This window comes from Candidatus Atelocyanobacterium thalassa isolate ALOHA (assembly GCF_000025125.1).
Classification (GTDB): Bacteria; Cyanobacteriota; Cyanobacteriia; order Cyanobacteriales; family Microcystaceae; genus Atelocyanobacterium; species Atelocyanobacterium thalassae.
In genome coordinates this window covers 516,713-538,384 of record NC_013771.1, presented here as the reverse complement: position 1 = coordinate 538,384, position 21,672 = coordinate 516,713, and the positions used below count along the sequence as shown (strand labels likewise).

Below are 21,672 nucleotides of genomic sequence, written 5' to 3'. Positions count from 1 at the left end.
TTACTGAATATATTGAAAGATGAAATATATAGAGAAAAATATAAACAAATTTAAATAACTACATTTACATGGGGTAGTCCATCGCGTCAAGTTCCTTTAAAATGTTAGGATTGCGACAGAAAGAGAAACATAATAAAAAAAGGGAAGAGACGTTGAATGCAAGAATTTGATAAATCAATATCTTTTGACGGACGAGATATTCGACTAAAGCTAGGATTATTGGCTCCTCAAGCAGGTGGAGCAATTCTAATTCAGTCCGGAGATACGGCAGTTCTAGTAACAGCAACAACATCAAAAGGAAGAGAAGGTATTGATTTTTTGCCTTTAACTGTAGATTATGAAGAAAGACTTTATGCTGCAGGACGAATTCCAGGAGGATTTTTACGAAGAGAAGGACGTCCTCCAGAAAGGGTAACTCTTATTAGTAGACTAATTGATCGACCTTTACGTCCTTTATTTCCTAATTGGTTTCGAAATGATATTCAGATTATTGCTACTACTTTATCTATGGATGAGGAAGTGCCCCCTGATGTTCTGGCTGTGACAGGTGCTTCGATAGCTGTAATTCAGGCTCAGATTCCTTTCTTTGGGCCCATGGCAGCTGTCAGGGTAGGTTTAGTAGGAGATGATTTTATTATTAATCCTACTTACCGAGAAGTAGAAGATGGAGATCTTGATCTAGTAGTTGCAGGAAGTCCTGACGGTGTTGTCATGATCGAAGCTGGAGCTAATCAGCTTCCAGAACAAGATGTTATTGAAGCTATTGATTTTGGCTATGAGGCGGTAAGAGATCTAATTGGGGCACAACAAGAAATTATGGAAGAACTGGGAATATCATTAGTAAAAGCTGATCCCCCAGTAAAAAATGAAGTTCTAGAAAAATTCATTAGCGATCAGTCGTCTGAATCTATCAAAAAAGTTTTAGTTCAATATAATCTTGGTAAGGCTGAAAGAGATATAGCTCTTGATGAAATCAAAGAAACAACTATTAATGAAATAATAACTAATCTTTCAGAAGAGGATTCAATAAAAATTGCTGCTAAGGAAGATCCTAAAGCTGTAAATAATCTTTATAAAGGTTTAACCAAAAAGTTAATGCGATCGCAAATTGTTGATAACGAGATTCGCGTGGATGGTAGAAAACTTGATGAAGTTCGTCCTATTACTTGTGATGTAGGTATTCTACCTCCAAGGGTACATGGTTGTGGATTATTTAATAGAGGTTTAACTCAAGTATTATCTTTGGCAACCCTTGGTACTCCAGGCGATGCACAAGATTTAGGTGATGATTTACATCCTGAAGATGAAAAGCGCTATTTACATCACTATAATTTTCCTCCTTATTCTGTTGCAGAGACTAAACCAATGAGATCTCCAGGAAGAAGAGAAATTGGACATGGAGCTTTGGCAGAACGTGCTCTTCTGCCTGTATTGCCCCAACAAGAAGAATTCCCTTATGTAGTTAGAGTTGTATCAGAGGTTTTATCCTCTAATGGCTCTACATCAATGGGATCTGTTTGTGGATCAACTTTAGCTTTAATGGATGCTGGAGTACCTATTGCCAAACCAGTTAGTGGAGCAGCTATGGGACTTATCAAAGAGGGAGAAGAAGTACGTATTCTTACGGATATACAAGGAATCGAAGATTTCTTAGGAGATATGGACTTCAAAGTAGCTGGAACTGATAGTGGTATTACAGCTTTACAAATGGATATGAAAATTACTGGGTTATCAATGGATGTTATAGCAAAAGCTATTGAACAGGCTTTACCTGCCCGTCTACATATTCTTGAAAAAATGTTGTCAACTATTGATAAGCCACGTTCAGAATTATCAACATTTGCTCCTCGACTATTAACCATGAAAATTGATCCTGAAATGATAGGGTTAATTATTGGTCCAGGTGGTAAAACTATTAAAGGTATTACAGAACAAACCGGTTCAAAAATCGATATTTCTGATGATGGTATGGTTACTATTGCTGCTATTCAAGCGAAAAAGGCAGAGAAAGCAAAAAGTATTATCTTTAATATGACACGCAAACTAAACGAAGGAGAAGTTTACTTGGGTCGCGTTACTCGCCTTATCCCTATAGGAGCTTTTGTAGAAGTCTTGCCAGGCAAGGAAGGTATGATTCATATTTCTCAATTAGCCGAAAGAAGAGTAGGTAAAGTAGAAGATGAAGTTGCTGTTGGAGATGAAGTTGTAGTTAAAGTACGTGAAATCGATAACAAAGGACGATTAAATCTGACACGTTTAGGTATTCATCCAGACGAAGCTTCTGCTGTTAGAAAAATAGTTTAACTATTACAATAAAAACCTAGGATAACCTAGGTTTTTATTTTATTAATATTTATCAATTAATTGTGAATACTTTTATTTTAAAAAATATATTTCAAATGACAGGAAGCATCTTCTTGATTGGTTCTTCCTTAATTTCACTCAATGTTGGTGATCATATTACCTTATTCAATAAATCTCCTAGATTAATTGAATCAATAACTAGCTTAAGCCAAGTTAAAGCAGATAATGCAGCATATTATTTCACTGTAGCAACACCTTTGGATGCTGGAGCACCTCTTCAGAAGTTAGTGTTACAACAAATTAAAGGAGTAGATAAAATACAGTTTGATTTGAATCAAACTGTTGCTTTTATAGGAAAAACAATTAGTCCTGAAAGTAATTTGTTTATTAGCAAAGTGAAAAAAAACTTAGATAATAATAAAATTTCTATAGTCTTTGAACCTTCGATCCGTCCTGGACAAACTTTTACTATTATAATGAAGCCTACAAATAATCCTACAGTAGGTGGAAATTACCAATTTGGCATAACAGTTTATCCAGAAGGAAAACATTCCCAAGGATTATATATAGGAGCAGGAACATTAAATTTCCATCATCATGGTAATAGTTTCCCATAAATAAAATGAAAGATTTATCTTATTTAACTTTTTTAAACTTTCCAATAATATATTTTCCGTTCTTTATCTAATGTAGCTATACTTATTAAATAATTTGACTGGGTAACAAACGAAATTATCTTCCATGGAAGATAATTGAAATAAGGAGCACCAATAATTTTTGTAGTGTGATTGGTTGTTATTTGTACTTTGTCCAGTCCTTGACTAATTCCTTCTCCTGTAGCTTTTAAATATGCTTCTTTCCCTGTCCAAAGTTTTAAAAATTCAAGATTTTTTTCAGAATTATTTAAGTATTTTAGTTTCTTAAATTCCTGAGTGGAGAAAAAACGCTTAGCAATTTTTTCTACATTTAATAAAGGTTGAATATACTCAATATCAACTCCGATAGGATCTTGGCATGTAATCGCGTAGACAATTAATTCCTCGGAATGAGAAATATTAAATTCTATCTCCATAGAATTAATTGAATCAGCAAGCTTAGGTTTGCCGTGAGCAGTATATTCAAAATTTATTTGCTTTGGGTCGATCAATAAATATTTACTTAAAATAAGTTTTAATATTCCTCGAGATATAATAAAACGTCTTTTATCTTTTATAAATCGGATTTGAGAAATTTTTTTTTCTTCTTTATTAAGTATGGTTAAGTAAAATCTAACAAGTAAGTAAGATGCTGATAAATCAATCTTCCATACATGAATTTTTTTAGAATTGATAACAAGCTTATCAGTAGGATATTTCCACATTATTTAATATAGTAAAAAATTATTTGGCAAAACGTATTGAACTGTTAAATAAGATTCAAACTATTACTAAAATAAGAAAGGTTTTTTGTATATAAGTACAAGTTAAAAGCTATAAGGGCGAACGATGGGACTCGAACCCACGAATGGCGGGACCACAACCCACTGCCTTAACCACTTGGCTACGCTCGCCACGCACTTGTTTAATATAACATATTTTGAGGGCGTAGACAGAAACTATTAAGGAATCAATATAAAAATTGATTCCTTAATAAGTAGAATATTTTTTTGAGACTAGCCAATAAAGGCTTTTACTGGTTTAGAGACACCTGAAGGTTTATCTCCTTTGAGATAAGCTAGCATAGTATCAGCATCAGATACCTCAAAAGGATCACTAGGACAATTATCACTAAAACCAGATTCAACAAAAATCTTTTCGACTTTACAGTTGTCAACTAGCATAGAATAACGCCAAGAGCGCATCCCAAAGCCAAGGTTAGATTTATCAACTAACATGCCCATCTTGCGAGTAAATTCACCACTTCCATCAGGCAGTAGAAAAACGTTTTTCGCTTCTTGCTGCTTACCCCACTGAAACATAACAAAAGCATCATTAACTGATAAACAAATAATAGTGTCTACTCCTGATGCTTTAAACTCATTGTATAATTCTTCGTAGCGAGGTAGATGATTAGACGAACAAGTTGGAGTAAATGCACCAGGCAAAGAGAAAACAACAACTTTCTTACCTTTAAAAATCTCTTCAGTAGTTAGATCTTGCCAACGATAAGGATTTGGTCCAGGAACAGATTCATCACGAACACGGGTTTTAAATACAACACTGGGTACAGTTTCAATAACGCCCATACTTTACCTCTCGACAATCAAATTTGAATCAGCCTTTGCTGCTACAAACTAAAGTAATTCTTAATCGAAGAAAAAGTCAATAGTCAAAATAGCTTAATTTAGTAAAAAAATTTATATAATTTTAAAAATATAACATTTTATAGATTGAAATTTGAAGATATTGCTATCTTTAAAGAGTAAAATGATGCAAAATACTTTTAAAGCATTAAAAAAAGTTATAAATTAGAAAATATATTTAAAAAAGTCATTTTTAGCTGAAATTTAAATTTTTTTTTCTATCTTTAAGTATCAAATAATTTTTAAAAATTATCTGACTTTTGACAGCACTTTGATATAAATTTAAATATTCTAGGTACCTATCATGCTGATAAAAATAACTAGGTATATAAATATACAAAAATATTTAACTTCTAATATCTTACTGGTTGTATTAGATTGGTACTTCTTGGCTAGTTTCTATTTATCAAGTTGTAAATCAAATTTGTAAATATTTTTTACGCAAGATAAAAGTTTAACAATTATAAATAAGTAACTATAATCATAAATAGCAGATAAAGATTAGTATATAATTATTAACCAAAATAATTATTAAGAGAGAATTGATGGACCTCAAAGAGTTAATTCGTGACATTCCTGATTTTCCCAAGCCTGGTATAGTATTTCGTGATATTACAACTTTATTAAATGATTCAAAAGGATTTCAATATACGATAAATTTGCTAACTGATGAGTGTCGAAAATCTAGTTTATCGCCTGATTATGTAATTGGAATGGAATCACGAGGATTTATTTTTGGAGCTCCGCTAGCTTATCAACTAAATTCAGGCTTCATACCTGTTAGAAAACCTGGGAAGCTTCCTAGGCCAGTTTATAAAGTTCAATACGATTTAGAGTATGGTGTAGATACTCTAGAAATTCATCAGGATGCTTTGCAAAGTTTTCATAATGTTGTGATCGTAGATGACTTATTAGCCACAGGTGGTACAGCAGAAGCAACAGTAGAGTTGCTAAAAAAAATTGGTTGTAATGTTTTAGGTTTTGCTTTTATTATTGAGCTAGAAGCTCTAAAAGGAAGGGAAAAGTTACCTAATGTTCCTATTATTAGTTTAGTTAAATACTAATATCTAGTTATTTTAATCTCACTTAATGTAATCCTCTAATTTATATTAAAATGGTGTTTTATATCTCAAAGAGGCTTTTCCAGGGTCTTTTAACTATATTATTAACTTCAATACTAAGCTTTATTATCATTCAAATTGCTCCAGGAGATTATCTAGATACCTTAAGACAAAACCCTAAAATATCACGAGAAATAATTCAAGAATTAAATATTCGTTTCGGTCTTGATAAACCATTTTATATACAGTATTGGAAATGGCTAACACAGGTTACAACTCATCTAGATTTTGGAGAAAGCTTTGTTTATAACCGTTCCGTATCATCTTTGTTGGCAGAAAGGATACCGGCAACATTACTCCTCTCTATTTTTTCCATAACTTTAACATGGTTAATTGCTATACCTCTGGGAATTTTAAGTGCAGTAAAACAAAACACCTGGATAGATAAGTTATTAAGGATAATTAGCTATTTTGGACAAGGCTTTCCCAGATTTATTGCAGCCTTAATTATTTTAATCATTGCTCAATATACATCTCCTCTTTTACCAGTTGGGAACATGACTAGTTTAAATCATGATGACTTATCATTTATTGGTAAAACATTAGATGTAGGGTGGCATATGATACTACCTACAATTACTTTAAGTATTATTGGTTTTGCTGGATTGATGAGATTGACGAGAGGGCAGATGCTAGATGTTATGCAAAAAAGTTATATAGTTACTGCTAGGGCAAAAGGTCTTTCTGAAGAAAAAGTAATATACAATCATGCACTACGTAATGCAATTAATCCTTTGGTTACTTTGTTAGGATTCGAATTTGCAAATTTATTGGGAGGAGCGTTCATAGCCGAATTTTTCTTTAACTGGCCGGGACTGGGACGTTTGATTTTGCAGGCAGTTACTGCGCAAGATTTATACCTAGTCATGGGTAGCCTTACTATGAGTGCAGTAATGTTAATTATTGGTAATCTATTAGCAGATTTACTACTTGTTATGGTTGATCCTCGAATTAAACTAGAAAAGACATAAAAATTGGTCAGTACATAGAGCGTACTGACCAATAGCACTATTAATTTTACTTAAGTAAAATTAATCAATGAGCTGTTCCATTACCTTTGTAGTCATCAGAATCATAAAAACCATTTTTAGTTCCAAAAAACAGACACGATACAGTAAAAAGAGTGGTAAGAATAATTAGAATTAATTTAATATCCATAATTATATTATTAACTTTAGTATTTTAATAGTAATCTTACAGCATCTTGTCCAAGTTAATATAGATAGCTCAATATTATTATTAATACTAATTCTCAATTACTTCTGTAGATGAATCTGGCAATACTTGGCTTGTCAAATCAGGGGAAGGGACTTCTTCAACTTCTGGTAGAAATTCCATTATTAATTCTTTAGATACTTTCACTTTCTCTGAAAGATGTTTTAATAATTTTGGACGAGGATCATGCAAAAGATAAATAATTTCATCTCCAATTTGCCAGTTTTGAGAAGCCTGAACTATTTGCAAGTTACCTTTTCTCTTAATTAAGAGGGGTAAAATCTCACCTTCTTTAATTAAAGTGAGAAAATGAGCTTGCTTTGGGAGCAACCCTGACTCTTGAAAATGAGTAATTCCTAACTTAAATTGTCCTTCAATAAGATATTGATTCCAAATTTTAATTAATTGTTGATCTATAAAAGCTCGGATTATTTTTGTTTTATGTGAAGCTTGATCTCTATCAGAGTTACTAGGAAAGATAGCAAATACTCTAGGGGGTTTGAATTCTTCAACAGCACGTTGAGCTAAGACTAAATTTACTTGACCATTACTGGTTAAAGCCATAAAAGTCCCCATTGAACCAATTCCAGCCTCTTCTAAAACATTAGGATCTAAAGCGCTACTTTGAAATACTGATAAACCTTCAGATTGAGCCTGATTACATGCTTCTGGATCAGTATCAATTAAAACAACTGATTCTCCTCTTTGTGTAAAGAGTCTTCCCATTAGTCTTCCTAAAGAATTACAACCAACAATAACAGCTCCTTTAGCTTCAACCGCAGTAATTTTTAACCCTTTTGCTACCCAGCGAGCAGATAAGCCCTGGATAAAGACTGTCATCATAATAGTTAAAAATACCAGAGCTTTAATTGAATCTCCACCATTAATACCTTGTTGGGTTAATAAAATTGCGAATAAAGATGCAATTGAAGCTGAAACAATTCCTCTTGGAGCTATCCATCCAAGAAAAAATTTTTGTCTCCAGCTTAGATCGCTATTAATGGTGCAAAGAATTACGCTAATAGGCCTTACTATCCACATCAAGCTAAGGACTGTGAAAACACTTCCCCAACCTAAAGCAAAAATACTGTCAATAGATAAATCTGCAGCTAGAAGAATAAATAATACAGAAACACATAAAACTGTTAATTGTCCTTTAAATCTTCTTAAAAGTCTTTCATCGGGAATAGAAGAAGCTCTAAGAACAACTCCTGCCACTACTGTTGCCATAAGACCTGACTCACTTCGGCTCAGTTGGGCTAGACCGAATAATCCCCATACACCTGCAAGTACAACTAAGTTTCGAAGATCTTCTGATAAAAAACTAGTATTTTTAAGAATAAAGCCTAGAGTAGCTCCGCTAATGCCACCAATAATTGCGCCAATTCCAAATCTTAATAATAAACCACTTATAATTTCTAAAGGACTAGCATTGCTATTAAGGATAGTATCAAAAACTACTACTGCTAAAATTGCTCCTACAGGATCGATAAGAACCCCTTCACTTTCTAATAATGTAGCTACTTTACGCTCTACTTCTACTTGCTTAAGTAAAGGACTTATGACTGTTGGACCAGTAACCACAACTAAAGAAGCATAAAGAAATGCAATAGACCAGGGGAACTCTGCGAACCAATGAGCAGAAATGCCACCACCAACTAGAGTGATTAAAGTACCAAAGGTAACTAGATTACGAAGGCTACCTGAGACTCTTCCTAGATCACGTAATTCTAAATTTAGCCCTCCTTCGAAAAGAATAATTGCTACTGATAAAGCAACTAAAACTTCTAATCCAACGCCTAATCCATGAGGATGAAGGAAATTAAAGCCATCTGCACCCAATAACATGCCAAACAAGAGCAAAAATACGATGCTCGGAACTCTGAAAAATTCAGCAATAACTTGAGCACTAATGCCTGCTAAAACAGCTATCACAATTTGCAAAGTGAGTTCAAAGGAGAGTTCCATAGACTTATTAATGGCAGACAACTTTTAAAGGGTGTGTTGCTAAAACATTACCCAGAATTAGTTAAAGATACAATTACAAAAATATTTAGGATACATATAAAATTATTTAAAGTATTATTTTTGTAATAAGATAATTTATTCTTATATCTTAACATTTAGATATTAATACAATTAAGACTCTTTGTTTTAGGTATCGTCTTTAATGTGGAGGTAAAAATCATTTTTAATAATCAATATAGAAGTTAAAGTTTAAAAAACCTACAATTTAACGAATAATCTATTTACTGTTTTAATTTTCTTTCTATATTTTAGAGGTAATTTTAAAAACGATTAAATATAATTTAAAGCTGAACTTCTAAATAATAAGTCATATTCTATTTTGACTAATCTATTTATAATTTGTTTCTATCAAAAATAAAATGATAATAATAAATTTAAATTTTTAGGTAATAATTAAACTACTGTATTGATGATTTCTACTCAATAATATTTGAATTATTCATCAATTTAGTAAGCAATTTCCATGCTTCTTATTTGATACATAAATGTTTGTAAAAAATATATAATAAGTTGTTTTAAAGGTTTTGTTCATTTTTCTTATACATATATTTTGTCTATATAAATTATTGTTATTTTCTAATAAATAAACTTATATAATCACTGAAGTAAGTTATGATTGAATAATTCATTTCAAAGTTTTTGATAATATTCGACTAGTTAAAGAAAAATTAACAGTTATATGACTGTACTTCACCGAATTATTAAAATTAGCAGTAAAATCTCTTGGAAAATTTGGGCAGTCTTGTTAATTGTTGTTCCTGGAACTATAGGTTTTACAAGTACATTAATCTTATTAAACTTTCTCCGTACACCAAAATGTACTCACGTTTTTTTACCCATTACTTCAGTATCGACGAAAATTCATTGTGCTCAAACAGAAGCTAAAAAAAATACTTTGAAAGGCTTTTTAAAAGCAATTAAATTAAGTAAATCGTTTCCAAAAAAACACTCTTTTCGTAGTGAAGTTGAGCATAATGTCAAAAAATGGACAATAGCCATTTTAGATATCGCTGAAGAAAAATTTCAACAAGGACAATTACAAGAAGCTATTAACATAGCTGAAAGAATCCCTAATAATGTTCAGACGAACAATATAGTAAGTCAAAGAATTGAAAAATGGAATAATTCTTGGAGTGAAGGTGAAGAAATATTGGTAAGAATAGAAAGTCAGTTACGCAACTTTAGCTGGAACTTAGCTTTCAAGGAAGTATTGAAACTTCATGATCTTCCTAATAAGTATTGGGCCACTACTGGTTATAATGATGCAGTTAAAAAAATAAGATTCGCAAAAGAAGAAAGTAGTCAATTGGATAATGCGTTTATTTTGTTAAATCGTGGAGGAGTTGACAATTGGCTTTCTACGATAAATGAATCTCAGCAAATAAATTTTGATAGTTATGCATATCAGAAAGCCCAAGATTTAATACAAGATGCTGAATATAAAATAAATGATCATATAAATGAATTGATTGATAATGACAATTGGTCAACATTATCAAAAGTAATTGATAAAACTTCAAATAATAAAATATTTATTAATAAGACTAGAGACTTGCTTATTATTACTAATGCAGGATTGGAAACAAAAAAAGGAACGATAGAGAGTGTAAAAAATGCAATACTGAAACTTGAAAAAATTAATTTAAATAGCTCTTTTTATCAAAAATCAAAAAATTTATCTGATATCTGGAAATCAAATATAAAATACATAGCTTATCTTGAAAAGTCTAGAAAATTAGCTATTCGGGGAAATATTGAGGACTTAAAAGAAGCAATCCAACTGGCAAAAATTATTCCTTCTGATAACTTTTATTATCAAGAAGCTAGAGAAGAAATTGATAAATGGAATAGTCTAGTACAAACTAAAGAAGACAAGCCGATATTAGATAAAGCCAAACATTTAGCTGCAGGAGGTGATATTTTAGACTTAAAAAGAGCAATTGTTGAAATACAGTCAATAGGAATGAACCGTACTCTGTCAATTCAAGCAAAAGAAGAAGCTCAAAAATGGTATCTCGATATTAAACGGCAAAAAGATCAATTGATTTTGAATCAAGCAGTTATCTTAGGTAATAATAAAAATTATGGTTCAGCTATTATTATTGCTAAAAAAATTACTTCGGAAAGGCCGCTCTATAAAAAAGCACAAAATAATATTAAAAAATGGCAAACAGAAATCAAAGCTAAAGAAGACTTAAAAAAGGCTTACCTTATGGCCCAATCACAAACTTCTCAATCTTTAATATCTGCTATTTCCATTATACAAAATATTCCACTTTCAACAGATGTAAGCTCTCAAGCGAAACAGTCTTTAAAACGTTGGAGTTTTCAAATATTGTCCATAGCTGAAAACCTTGCCAATCGTTCTTTATGGAATGAGGCAATTGAAGTAGCCAACAAAATTCCTGAAGAAAGTCCAGCTTATAGTTCTGCTCAAGCTAAAATATTAACTTGGAATAATTTTTTAAAGTAAATGTATGATTTTATTATTTACTTTAAAACTTAACCCATATTTGATTTATATTAAAAGCTTTAAGTTCAAATTATAAAAAACTAATATGTTATATGTATTCTTCTAATATTATCTATCCTGTTGCATTAATTGGAACTACAACTCAGGCTTGTAATCTTTTGTATCCTCTATGTGAAGATTTAAAAGGAATACTTTACATGCCAGAACAATTATCCTTAATTGACGAAAGAACTTGTCATTATAAAGATCCTCTTAAAGATCATTTAACTGATATCTTTCCTAAAAATCGTGCTTTGATATTTTGTCTGTCAGCTGGAGCCGTAATCCGTCTTATTACTCCATTGTTAAGAAATAAGGCTTATGATCCCTCTATTATTGTTGTAGATCCAAAAGGTAGATTTGTTATTAGTTTATGTGGTGGGCATCAAGGTAGAGCGAATAAATTAACTCAATTAATAGCGAGTTATTTAAATGCAGAACCGGTTATCACTGGTGTGTCAAATACTTTAGATTTACCAGGCATTGATATATTAGGGCTTCCTTTTGGATGGCGCAAAGGACCAGGGAAATGGAAAGATATAAGTTATGCGATCGCTTGCCAAAAGACTGTTCAAATAATACAAGAAGGAGGTTCATCTTTTTGGAAGAAAAACTTTTTAAATAGTGATAATTTCAATTTTTACTCATCAAATACTATTAAAGCCCATACATCAGCATCAGCGGCATCTATTATTATTAGTCCTAAAAAGTATCATTTAGACCAAAAATCTAATATTTCTACTATACAATGGCATCCCCGAGTATTATGGGTAGGGGTGGGATGTACGAGAGGAGCATCTTATAAACTTATTTCTGATGCTATATCCAAAGTTTTCAACCGATATAATTTAGCATTAGAATCAATAGCTGGAATAGCGTCTGTTGATTTAAAAAAGGATGAAGTTGGTATTGTTAAATACTGTCAATTAAAACAGTTACCTTTATTCACCTACCCCGTCAAAACTTTAAATAAAGTTAATGTTCCTAATCCCTCAGCAATTGTAAAGCAAGAATTAGGAACTGCTAGCGTAGCAGAAGCCTCTGCCATTTATAGTTCCAATTATTTTTTTGACAACAAGACTGTTCTTTTAGTCTCTAAAGAAATTATAAAGTTTAATAATCATGCAGTTACTATTGCCATAGCTCAAAGTGATATCGAGTATACAGGAAGACAAGGAAAATTATATTTAGTAGGGATAGGACCCGGAAGTTTAGAACAAATAACTCCTGCGGCAAAAAAAGCGATTACTGAAGCTGATGCTATTGTTGGCTATTCTTTATATTTAGAACTTATAAAAACTTTATTGCACCCTGGACAAATTATTGAAGATTTACCTATTACTGAAGAGGAACAACGTGCTGAAAAAGCAATAAAATTAGCTCAATGGGGACTAAATGTTGTAGTAATATCATCAGGAGACTGCGGTATATATGCTATGGGAGGTCTGGTCTTGGAAAAGCTTGAAAATACTCACAAGAAAGATAATATTATTGATATCAAAATTTTTCCAGGAATTACGGCTCTACAGGCTGCAGCTGCAAGAGTTGGCACACCTCTAATGCATGATTTTTGTGCAATTAGTTTGAGTGATCTATTAACACCATGGAATGTGATTAAAAAACGTTTAGAAGCCGCAGCTCAAGGAGATTTTGTTACGGCTATTTACAATCCAAAATCAAAAACCAGAATTCATCAAATTATTGCAGCTCAAACCATCTTTTTAAAATACCGTAATCCACATACACCAGTAGCTTTGGTTCGTTGTGCATACCGTAAAAATGAAACCATAATACTTACAACATTGGATGAAATGTTAGAATACTATATAGATATGTTAACTACTGTGCTAATTGGTAGTGATAGCACTTTTTTTTACAAGGATTTAATAATCACGCCAAGAGGCTATCATCATAGCAAAATACAAAAATAACGTAATTCAACCTTTTATTTCATCTATGTAATATAAATTTTTAAATTATTCAAACAATAGTCTTAAAAGACTACATAAAAACATAATGTATATTTATAAATATGCTTAATCAAAACTTAGCTACTGACCATATTCAGAATAGTAATAAAAAAAAATTAGAATTTAATCATATTTTTTCATCAGCTGATAATTTTCTTAGCCGACACATAGGATTGGACGATCAGGAAATAGATACCATAACAAATATACTAGGATTTTCTAATATAGATCAATTAATTGATGCAATAATACCTCACGATATAAGGTTTAAAAGTAATCTGAACTTGCCAGAACCTAGAAGTGAATATGAGGCATTAAATCAATTAAAGTCTATTGCTTCAAAAAATAAGATATTTCGTTCTTATATTGGGATGGGATATCATGATTGTATTATTCCTCAAGTAATTCAGCGCAATATTTTAGAAAACCCTAGTTGGTATACGTCTTATACCCCTTATCAAGCAGAAATTTCACAGGGTAGATTAGAAGCTCTTATCAACTATCAAACAATGATAATTGAGCTAACTGGACTTGAAATTGCGAATGCTTCTCTCCTGGACGAAGGGACAGCTGCAGCTGAAGCAATGAGTATGAGTTATGGTTTGTGCAAAAATAAAAATGCTCACATTTTTTTTGTTTCTTCTTTATGTCATCCACAAACTATACAAGTTCTTAAAACTCGTGCTAATCCCTTAAATATTAAAATTGTTGTGGATGATCATAGGTCTTTTAATTCTGACGATAACGTATTTGGCGCGCTACTACAGTACCCTGCCACAGATGGTTCAATATATGACTATCGTTCTTTTGTTGAAAGTATTCATGCCAAGAATGCTTTAGTTACCGTTGCCGCTGATTTGTTAAGTTTATCCTTAATTACTCCTCCTGGAGAATTTGGAGCTGATATTGCGATAGGTACTACACAACGTTTTGGAATACCTTTAGGATATGGTGGACCTCATGCTGCATATTTTGCAACAAAAGAAATATACAAAAGGCAAATTCCAGGTCGTATCGTTGGAGTTTCTAAAGATATACGAGGAAACCCTGCTCTTAGATTAGCATTGCAAACTAGAGAGCAGCACATAAAACGAGAGAAGGCAACAAGTAATATTTGTACTGCGCAAGTTTTATTAGCAATAATTGCAGGAATGTATGCTATTTACCATGGATCCGAAGGCATAAAAAATATCTCTTTAAGAATACATGAACTAGCTGTAATATTAAGAGACGGACTAGAAAAGTTAAATTATGTTGTAAATAATAATCCATTTTTTGATACGGTTACTGTGAGTTTAGATAAAGACAAACAGGATAAAATCATCCAAACAACATTAGAAAAAAAGATAAATTTGCGATTACTTCAAAAAGGGGTAATTAGCATCAGCTTAAATGAAACCACAACTATTGATGACATAATTGAACTTTGGCAAATTTTTGCTCAACAAGATAACCTACCGTTTTCTATTGAAGAAATAATAAATAAAGCAAATTTTCATTTGCCTTCTGATCTAAGACGTACTACTAAATATCTCATAGATCCAATTTTTAGTAGTTATCATTCTGAAAATGAATTGATTAGATATTTACATCAGTTGGAAAAGAAAGATTTAGCTTTAAATACTTCTATGATTCCTTTAGGATCATGTACTATGAAGCTGAATGCCACTACGGAGATGGTCCCTGTAACCTGGTCTGAGTTTAATAAAATTCATCCTTTTGTTCCTCTAGATCAAGCCCTAGGGTACAGTACTTTATTTCAACAATTAGAACAATGGTTAGGAGAAATAACAGGTTTTGCCGCAATTTCTTTACAGCCTAATGCAGGTTCTCAAGGTGAATATGCAGGATTACATGTAATTCGTCGTTACCATCAAGCATGTGGAGATACTCAGAAAAATATATGTTTAATTCCTGAATCTGCTCATGGGACAAATCCTGCTAGTGCAATAATGTGTGGCATGAAAGTTGTGGTAATAAAATGTGATAAAAATGGGAATATAGACATTTTAGATTTGGAGCAAAAAGCTAAAATGTATGAACATAACTTAGCTGCACTAATGGTTACTTATCCTTCTACTCATGGCGTATTTGAAAGGCACATTATAGATATTTGCAATATTATTCACTATTATGGTGGACAAGTTTATATGGATGGGGCTAATATGAATGCTCAAGTTGGATTGATGCGTCCTGCTGATATTGGAGCTGATGTTTGTCATTTAAATTTACATAAAACTTTTTGTATTCCTCACGGAGGAGGAGGTCCAGGGGCAGGGCCTATTGGGGTCAAGTCTCATCTTATGCGCTTTCTTCCTGATACCAATATAGAGAAATATATGAATCCTTCTGGTTCTAGAGAAAAAAATCTTGATTCTATAGGATCAATATCTTCTACTCCATGGGGCAGTGCTAATATTTTAGTAATTTCTTGGATGTATATTGTAATGATGGGAAGTAAAGGTTTAACTCAAGCTACAAAGATAGCTATTCTTAATGCTAACTATATCGCTTACCGTTTAACTAATTACTATCCTATTTTATTCAAAGGTGATTCTGGATATGTAGCTCATGAATGTATTATTGATCTTCGCCCTCTTAAGAAAAAAGCAGGAATAGAAGTCGAAGATATTGCAAAAAGATTAATGGATTTTGGTTTTCATGCGCCTACAATCTCCTGGCCTGTAGTAGGAACAATGATGATAGAACCAACTGAAAGTGAAAACTTATCAGAGTTAGATCGTTTCTGTGATGCTATGATAACTATCTATGATGAAGTGAAAATGATTATAAATGGTGAAATTGATCGTATAAATAATCCTTTAAAGAACTGTCCTCATACTGCAATAGAAATAGCTTGTGATGAATGGAATCGACCTTATTCAAGAGAAAAAGCTGTCTACCCTTCCCCTTGGACAAAAAAGAACAAATTTTGGCCATCGGTTGGACGCATTGATAATGCTTTCGGAGATAGAAATTTTGTATGTTCATGTGATGGGATAGAAACATACAAATAAGACTAAGGAATATATTATGTTATCGGTCTAGCAGGAGTTATCCTCAATAAGATAGAGAACTAAAAATTATTTGCATTTATCTAATTAGTTTTTGATAAGTAATTTAATGAAACCAAATATTGAAATATTAAATTTATTTAAGCTTGCTTCTGGGGACGAAATATCTATCCAAATATATAAATTTATCGGTCAAAAAAGCGATAAAAAAGTTTATATTCAGTCTAATTTACATGGTTCAGAAATTGTAGGTAATGCAGTAATTCACCAATTAATCAATTTCTTATCTACCCTAAACAAAAGTCAAGTTAATGGAGAAATATGGTTAGTCCCAGTATGTAATCCATTAGGAACAAACCAAAGGAATCACTTTTTTTCATCAGGACGTTTTAATAGTTATGATGGTAAAGACTGGAATAGAATATTTTGGGATTATGAAAAAGTTCTTTCAGACTTAGAAGATTTTGTAAAAAATAATTTAAATTTTGATTATTTAACAATACAAAAAAACTTTTTAAAACAACAAAAGATTGTATTCTCTGAGCACGTTAAAAAAATTCAAAGTTCTAGTAGTGCTCCTTTATTTGAACAATATCGTTATAAACTACAGTCTCTCGCTATGGATGCTAATTATTTAATTGATATCCATAGCTCAAGTAATAAATGCATAGATTACCTCTTTAGTTTTCCAGGGACACAACAAGAGAATGCAGCATACTTCAAACTTAATTATGGGGTTTTAATGGATACCTTTAATGGAAATAGTTTTGATGAAGCTTTTCTAAAGCCTTGGCTAGCACTGCAAAAAGAGTTTAAGAGATTAGGAAAAGAAATTGAAATTGATCGTGAATCATGGACATTAGAATTAGGCTCAGGGATGGAAATGGAGCCAAAGTCAGTAAGTGTCGGATTTTCAGGGATTAAAAATTATTTAGTACAAAAAGAAATATTGAAACTATACGATTATTCTCTAAACAAAACTAAAATAGAATTAGTACCTCGCGAAAAAATAAAAAATTACTATGCTCCAACAGGGGGAATGATTCAAAACAGATTATCCTTAAAAACTCAAGTAAAAGAAGGAGACAGACTTTATCAAATTATAAGTTTTAACAAACATGGTAACTTACCTGAAGTTATCAATATCACTGCAGAAAAAGATGGTTTTATTTTTGATTTATCTACTAATTTTTCAGTCAATCAAGGAGAATATGTTTTAAGTATTTTTAGTTTAAATTAGTACTTGTATTTTTATTCCTTTTTGATAAAAATCAACTATTATGTTTAAAATACGTTTCCATAACCTCACGCACTATTAGTGCCGCGATAGATTCTTTTTCTTGATCAGAATATTTAATAAAAGCTACGACGACAACTTCTGGATTACTATAAGGAGCAAATCCGCCAAACCAAGCATAAGATTTGTCGGAAAATTTTTCAACAATACCACTTTTTCCAGCTACAGGAGGTAAATTTGAAGTTTTTAAGGTTTTTTCAGTTCCCGACAATACCGCTGCTCTTAAACCTTCTCTGAGAGTTTGAATAGTACTATTTTTAAGATTTACATGATTTTGTATATATTCTTTATTATCAACTTTTTTTAATAGATGAGGATTTATAGCATATCCACCATTGGCTAAAATCGAAAACATCACAGCTATTTGTAAAGGAGTAGCTTTCGTAAAGCCTTGTCCAATAGACATATTTACTGTATCTCTTTCAGTCCAATTCTTTTGATATTTTTTTTGTTTCCATATTTTGTTTGCTACTAAACCCGAATCTTCTTCTAGCTCAATCCCTGTTTTTGAGCCAAAACCATAAAGGTTGGCATATTTAGCTAAAGTATTTTCTCCTACTTTGAGGCCAATTTGTCTATAAAAAGCGTTGCTCCCTAATGCTAAAGCTTTTATATAACCTGTTTTTCCAAATCCTAGTTTATCCCACTCTTTAAAACTTTCCCCTTTTACATTTAAATAAGGAAAAGTTTGGAGAATAGTATTTGAAGGATATTTCTCTAACTCCATACCTGCAGTAGCTGTGACTATTTTAAAAGTAGAGGCAGGAGGAAAACTTTGCAAAGCTCGATTAACGAAAGATTTATTTTTCGATTGTAATTGTCCCCAAACTTTGGGAGCAATTGGAGTTGAAAAAAAATTAGGATCGAAAGTTGGGCTACTAGCCATTGCTAAAACTTCTCCGGTATGTGGCTTAATAACAACAATAGCTCCTGTGTGTTTTTTCAAAGCTACTTCAGCAGCCTTTTGTATATCAAGATCAAGAGTAAGAGTAATATCTTGTCCTGATTTTGCTACTTTACGTCCTAATATTTTTGTTATTCTTCCTGTACCATTTATTTCTAGTTCAATACCACCCCACTCACCCCTTAATTTTTTTTCATAAGCAGCCTCAATTCCCATTCTTCCAACAGAATCACCTAAACGATAACCGTCAGTATTCCTCTTTTGTAATTCTTCACTGCTTAACTCTCCAGTGTATCCTAATATATGAGCAGCTATTTCTTTATTAGGATAATTGCGAATACTTTCAACATCTATTTCTAGTCCATTGAGTTTCGTTTTGAACTCTTCTAATTCGGTTATTTGAGCAGGATTTAAACGACTAGCAATTCTAATTAAAGTTGGAGAAGAATATCCTATTTTTTTATTTTTACTTTCACTAATTTTTGCTTCAATACTTTTTTCAGGAAGAGCAAGTAATTTTGCTAAGTATTTTCTGTTTTCAGGCCAACTAGATTTACTAATAACAATAGGCCATAAATAGGCTGAATGAGTGAAACGAGTTGAAGCTAGAATACGTCCTTTTGTATCATATATATTACCTCTGATAGGTGGTTTTGGCATTATGCGGACGCTATTTTTCTCAGCTTTATTTCTATAGCTTTCTCCTTCTATTAACTGTAAAAAGAACAAACGACTTCCTATAGTACCTAATAAAATAAAACTGATAAACAGCATTATTAAAAAAGGTTGATTTCTCTGACCAATAGTTAAATTATTTGTCCTTTTTTCGAAAATTTGTAAACTATGCTTTTTTTCTTTTATTAGATTCTGCCAACGGGATTGAGAAGTTTTTTTTTCCACATATTGCTAAAGAAATCTGAATTTAAAACTTTTAGAATAATTATTTTTATTTTGGATATCTTATCATTAAATTTCTAGTAAAAACTTTGGAATATGATAATTATTTGTCTACTCTAGAAATATTGACTTAAGCATATTCCGGCAACAGTTTAAGTGTTATAAATAGTTTTTTGGTACAAGAGAATTTTAAGATAATTCTTTAGGATAGAAAGTTATTTTCTATAATATTATTAACTTGTAGCATTATATTCCGTATATAGATTTAACAAGAAATGGTACTAGAAAAGTAAACATCAAGGTTAGAGGTAATCCTACACGAGTAAAGTCTAAAAAACGATATCCTCCAGGTACATAAACCATAGTATTTGTTTGGTATCCTATAGGTGTAATAAAGCTATTAGAAGCTGCGAACATAACTACTAGCATAAACGAAATAGGATTAAATCCAAAGCCTTCCGCCACCTCAACAGCAACTGGTAACATTAACAAAACAGATGTATTGTTTGAAAGTATTTCAGTAAATAGAGCAGTAACAAAATAAAAAATAACCAACACTAAATATCCAGGGATATAGTGTCCCATATTAATGATATGCTGCGCTATCCAATAATTAGTCCCTGATTTTTCCATAGCAATACCTAAAGGAATTAATCCTGCTAATAAAAAGATGATATCCCAACGTACTGTCCCATAAATTTCTCCAGGCTTAAGGCATCCAGTAAAAATCATTAACATAACACCTACTAAACTACTGACTAAAATTGGTAATATTTCTAACGCAGCAATAGTAACAACTCCAAAAATAATTAAAATAGCTATGTAAGCTTTATTTTGTCTTAAAGTTTCGATATCCCTTTCCTCAAGAACTAGTAATTCTCTTGTTGTCTGTAATCCAATAAAACTTTCTTTTGGTCCCTGAACTAATAATAAATCTCCAAACTTCAAACGTACTTTACCTAATCTTGTTCTTAATAATTCTTCTCCCCTACGAATAGCGATTACAGTAGCATTATATCTCTGGCGAAAACGTAAATCTTTCAATGTAGATCCTATTAAACGTGAATTAGATAGTATAAGAACTTCAGCTATTTTATCTTCTCTGTAATTAACTTCATCTTTGAATTGCCTTTTATGAAATTTAATATTAGCTAAAATATCAACTCCTTTTTCATCTCTAATCTGTAATAAATCTTCTTTGCTTCCACGAACTAGTAATATGTCTCCTAATGACAAAATCCTATCAGCTAAAGGTTGTGGAAAGTGAATATTATTATGAATTATTTCTAATACATCAATGTCAAACTTTCTTTGAATTTTACTTTGGCGTAAACTCTGTCCAACTAAATTAGAACGTGGAGTAATAATAATTTCACTAACGTAGTCTTTCATTCCATAATCAACATTAAATCCATCATTACTACTTGATTTATCATTTGGTAGTATTTGAGGGCTGAAAAAAGTTAAATAGGTTAATCCAATAATAAATATTGGAATTCCGATAGGGGTAATTAAAAATATCCCAAACTCTCCATAACCTAGCTGCTTAGACAAGCCACTTGCCAATATATTAGTAGAAGTTCCAATTGTAGTAATAGCTCCACCTAAAATAGCCGTATAAGAAAGCGGAATTAGTAGCTTTGATAGAAAAATTTTTTGTTTTTTCCCAAAAGCTTCTATGATCGGCAAAAAAACAGCAACAACTGCAGTATTATTAATAAAAGCGCTAATAGAGCCTACCATAATACCTATAAGAGCAATCTGTTTATTTAAGTTTTTCCCTCCAATCTGAAATAAAAGATCTCTAACAACTTGTAGTCCTCCAGTTCTGGTAATTCCACCACTTAAAATAAACATAGCCATAACAGTAATAGTTGCAGAGTTACTAAAACCAGATGTACCTTCTTCAGGAGTTACTAATCCACATACAATCAATACAACTGTGATACCAATTGCTGTAGTATCCGCAGGAAAAAACTCAAAAATAAAACTAATTAGAGCTGAAAATAGAATTATTAATGTTAAAACAATCGGTGGAATAGACATAATAAAACTACCATACCTAATAAAAGACTCTTAAAGTAATATGCTAATGAAAAGATGAGTTGATAGAGAAAAAATAGCTAATT

Annotated in this window: 14 protein-coding genes and 1 tRNA gene; 8 read left to right on the top strand and 7 right to left on the bottom strand. The window is 31.7% G+C overall.

What is annotated here, in order from left to right:
- Window positions 1-156 precede the first annotated feature (156 nt).
- On the top strand, window positions 157-2,304 hold the full coding sequence (locus UCYN_RS02260) for a polyribonucleotide nucleotidyltransferase (protein ID WP_012953880.1): 2,148 nt from the start codon (window positions 157-159) through the stop codon (window positions 2,302-2,304).
- Window positions 2,305-2,399: 95 nt separating this feature from the next.
- Window positions 2,400-2,921, top strand: coding sequence for a DUF2808 domain-containing protein (locus UCYN_RS02255; protein WP_012953879.1), 522 nt, complete (start codon window positions 2,400-2,402; stop codon window positions 2,919-2,921).
- Between the two features lie 32 nt (window positions 2,922-2,953).
- On the opposite strand, the gene UCYN_RS02250 is transcribed toward UCYN_RS02255, so the two are convergent.
- From UCYN_RS02250 to UCYN_RS02240, 3 genes are all read right to left on the bottom strand, one after another.
- Window positions 2,954-3,664 (bottom strand): 4'-phosphopantetheinyl transferase family protein, encoded by a 711-nt coding sequence (locus UCYN_RS02250; RefSeq protein ID WP_012953878.1) that lies wholly within the window; start codon window positions 3,662-3,664, stop codon window positions 2,954-2,956.
- Window positions 3,665-3,780: 116 nt separating this feature from the next.
- Window positions 3,781-3,853, bottom strand: a tRNA-His gene (locus tag UCYN_RS02245).
- Between the two features lie 102 nt (window positions 3,854-3,955).
- Window positions 3,956-4,528 (bottom strand): peroxiredoxin, encoded by a 573-nt coding sequence (locus UCYN_RS02240; RefSeq protein WP_012953877.1) that lies wholly within the window; start codon window positions 4,526-4,528, stop codon window positions 3,956-3,958.
- Window positions 4,529-5,130: 602 nt separating this feature from the next.
- Here UCYN_RS02240 and UCYN_RS02235 point away from each other — a divergent pair.
- Window positions 5,131-5,649, top strand: a complete 519-nt coding sequence (locus tag UCYN_RS02235; RefSeq protein WP_012953876.1) for an adenine phosphoribosyltransferase — start codon at window positions 5,131-5,133, stop codon at window positions 5,647-5,649.
- Window positions 5,650-5,699: 50 nt separating this feature from the next.
- Window positions 5,700-6,677: an ABC transporter permease gene (locus tag UCYN_RS02230; RefSeq protein ID WP_012953875.1), complete on the top strand. Its 978-nt coding sequence runs from the start codon at window positions 5,700-5,702 to the stop codon at window positions 6,675-6,677.
- 64 nt (window positions 6,678-6,741) lie between these two features.
- On the opposite strand, the gene UCYN_RS06290 is transcribed toward UCYN_RS02230, so the two are convergent.
- A complete protein-coding gene (locus UCYN_RS06290; protein ID WP_012953874.1) occupies window positions 6,742-6,864 on the bottom strand; it encodes a DUF8629 family protein in 123 nt (40 codons plus the stop codon).
- Between the two features lie 87 nt (window positions 6,865-6,951).
- Entirely contained in the window at window positions 6,952-8,889 is a 1,938-nt protein-coding gene (locus UCYN_RS02220; RefSeq protein ID WP_012953873.1) for a cation:proton antiporter, read from the bottom strand.
- Window positions 8,890-9,628: 739 nt separating this feature from the next.
- Here UCYN_RS02220 and UCYN_RS02215 point away from each other — a divergent pair.
- The 4 genes from UCYN_RS02215 to UCYN_RS02200 all read left to right on the top strand — a co-directional run bounded on the left by UCYN_RS02215 (window position 9,629) and on the right by UCYN_RS02200 (window position 17,685).
- Window positions 9,629-11,422 carry a hypothetical protein gene (locus UCYN_RS02215; RefSeq protein ID WP_012953872.1) on the top strand — a complete coding sequence of 598 codons (1,794 nt, stop codon included), beginning with the start codon at window positions 9,629-9,631 and terminating at the stop codon, window positions 11,420-11,422.
- Between the two features lie 92 nt (window positions 11,423-11,514).
- Window positions 11,515-13,392: a precorrin-3B C(17)-methyltransferase gene (gene cobJ / locus UCYN_RS02210; protein ID WP_012953871.1), complete on the top strand. Its 1,878-nt coding sequence runs from the start codon at window positions 11,515-11,517 to the stop codon at window positions 13,390-13,392.
- 101 nt (window positions 13,393-13,493) lie between these two features.
- Entirely contained in the window at window positions 13,494-16,448 is a 2,955-nt protein-coding gene (gene gcvP / locus UCYN_RS02205) for an aminomethyl-transferring glycine dehydrogenase (protein WP_012953870.1), read from the top strand.
- Between the two features lie 106 nt (window positions 16,449-16,554).
- The gene (locus tag UCYN_RS02200) at window positions 16,555-17,685 is read left to right on the top strand and encodes a M14 family zinc carboxypeptidase (RefSeq protein ID WP_012953869.1); all 1,131 of its coding nucleotides are present in this window, start codon (window positions 16,555-16,557) and stop codon (window positions 17,683-17,685) included.
- Window positions 17,686-17,716: 31 nt separating this feature from the next.
- Here UCYN_RS02200 and mrdA read toward each other — a convergent pair whose 3' ends face one another.
- Together mrdA and UCYN_RS02190 are read right to left on the bottom strand one after the other, a co-directional pair.
- Window positions 17,717-19,546 (bottom strand): penicillin-binding protein 2, encoded by a 1,830-nt coding sequence (gene mrdA, locus UCYN_RS02195; RefSeq protein WP_012953868.1) that lies wholly within the window; start codon window positions 19,544-19,546, stop codon window positions 17,717-17,719.
- A 243-nt stretch (window positions 19,547-19,789) separates the two neighbouring features.
- Entirely contained in the window at window positions 19,790-21,589 is a 1,800-nt protein-coding gene (locus UCYN_RS02190) for an SLC13 family permease (RefSeq protein WP_012953867.1), read from the bottom strand.
- Window positions 21,590-21,672: the final 83 nt, after the last annotated feature.

What these genes read in the sequence shown, in the direction of transcription:
- UCYN_RS02260 (WP_012953880.1), top strand. Translation starts at nt 157, where the DNA reads ATGCAAGAATTTGATAAATCAATATCTTTTGACGGACGAGATATTCGA.
- UCYN_RS02255 (WP_012953879.1), top strand. Translation starts at nt 2,400, where the DNA reads ATGACAGGAAGCATCTTCTTGATTGGTTCTTCCTTAATTTCACTCAAT.
- UCYN_RS02250 (WP_012953878.1), bottom strand. Translation starts at nt 3,664, where the DNA reads ATGTGGAAATATCCTACTGATAAGCTTGTTATCAATTCTAAAAAAATT.
- UCYN_RS02240 (WP_012953877.1), bottom strand. Translation starts at nt 4,528, where the DNA reads ATGGGCGTTATTGAAACTGTACCCAGTGTTGTATTTAAAACCCGTGTT.
- UCYN_RS02235 (WP_012953876.1), top strand. Translation starts at nt 5,131, where the DNA reads ATGGACCTCAAAGAGTTAATTCGTGACATTCCTGATTTTCCCAAGCCT.
- UCYN_RS02230 (WP_012953875.1), top strand. Translation starts at nt 5,700, where the DNA reads ATGGTGTTTTATATCTCAAAGAGGCTTTTCCAGGGTCTTTTAACTATA.
- UCYN_RS06290 (WP_012953874.1), bottom strand. Translation starts at nt 6,864, where the DNA reads ATGGATATTAAATTAATTCTAATTATTCTTACCACTCTTTTTACTGTA.
- UCYN_RS02220 (WP_012953873.1), bottom strand. Translation starts at nt 8,889, where the DNA reads ATGGAACTCTCCTTTGAACTCACTTTGCAAATTGTGATAGCTGTTTTA.
- UCYN_RS02215 (WP_012953872.1), top strand. Translation starts at nt 9,629, where the DNA reads ATGACTGTACTTCACCGAATTATTAAAATTAGCAGTAAAATCTCTTGG.
- cobJ (WP_012953871.1), top strand. Translation starts at nt 11,515, where the DNA reads ATGTATTCTTCTAATATTATCTATCCTGTTGCATTAATTGGAACTACA.
- gcvP (WP_012953870.1), top strand. Translation starts at nt 13,494, where the DNA reads ATGCTTAATCAAAACTTAGCTACTGACCATATTCAGAATAGTAATAAA.
- UCYN_RS02200 (WP_012953869.1), top strand. Translation starts at nt 16,555, where the DNA reads ATGAAACCAAATATTGAAATATTAAATTTATTTAAGCTTGCTTCTGGG.
- UCYN_RS02190 (WP_012953867.1), bottom strand. Translation starts at nt 21,589, where the DNA reads ATGTCTATTCCACCGATTGTTTTAACATTAATAATTCTATTTTCAGCT.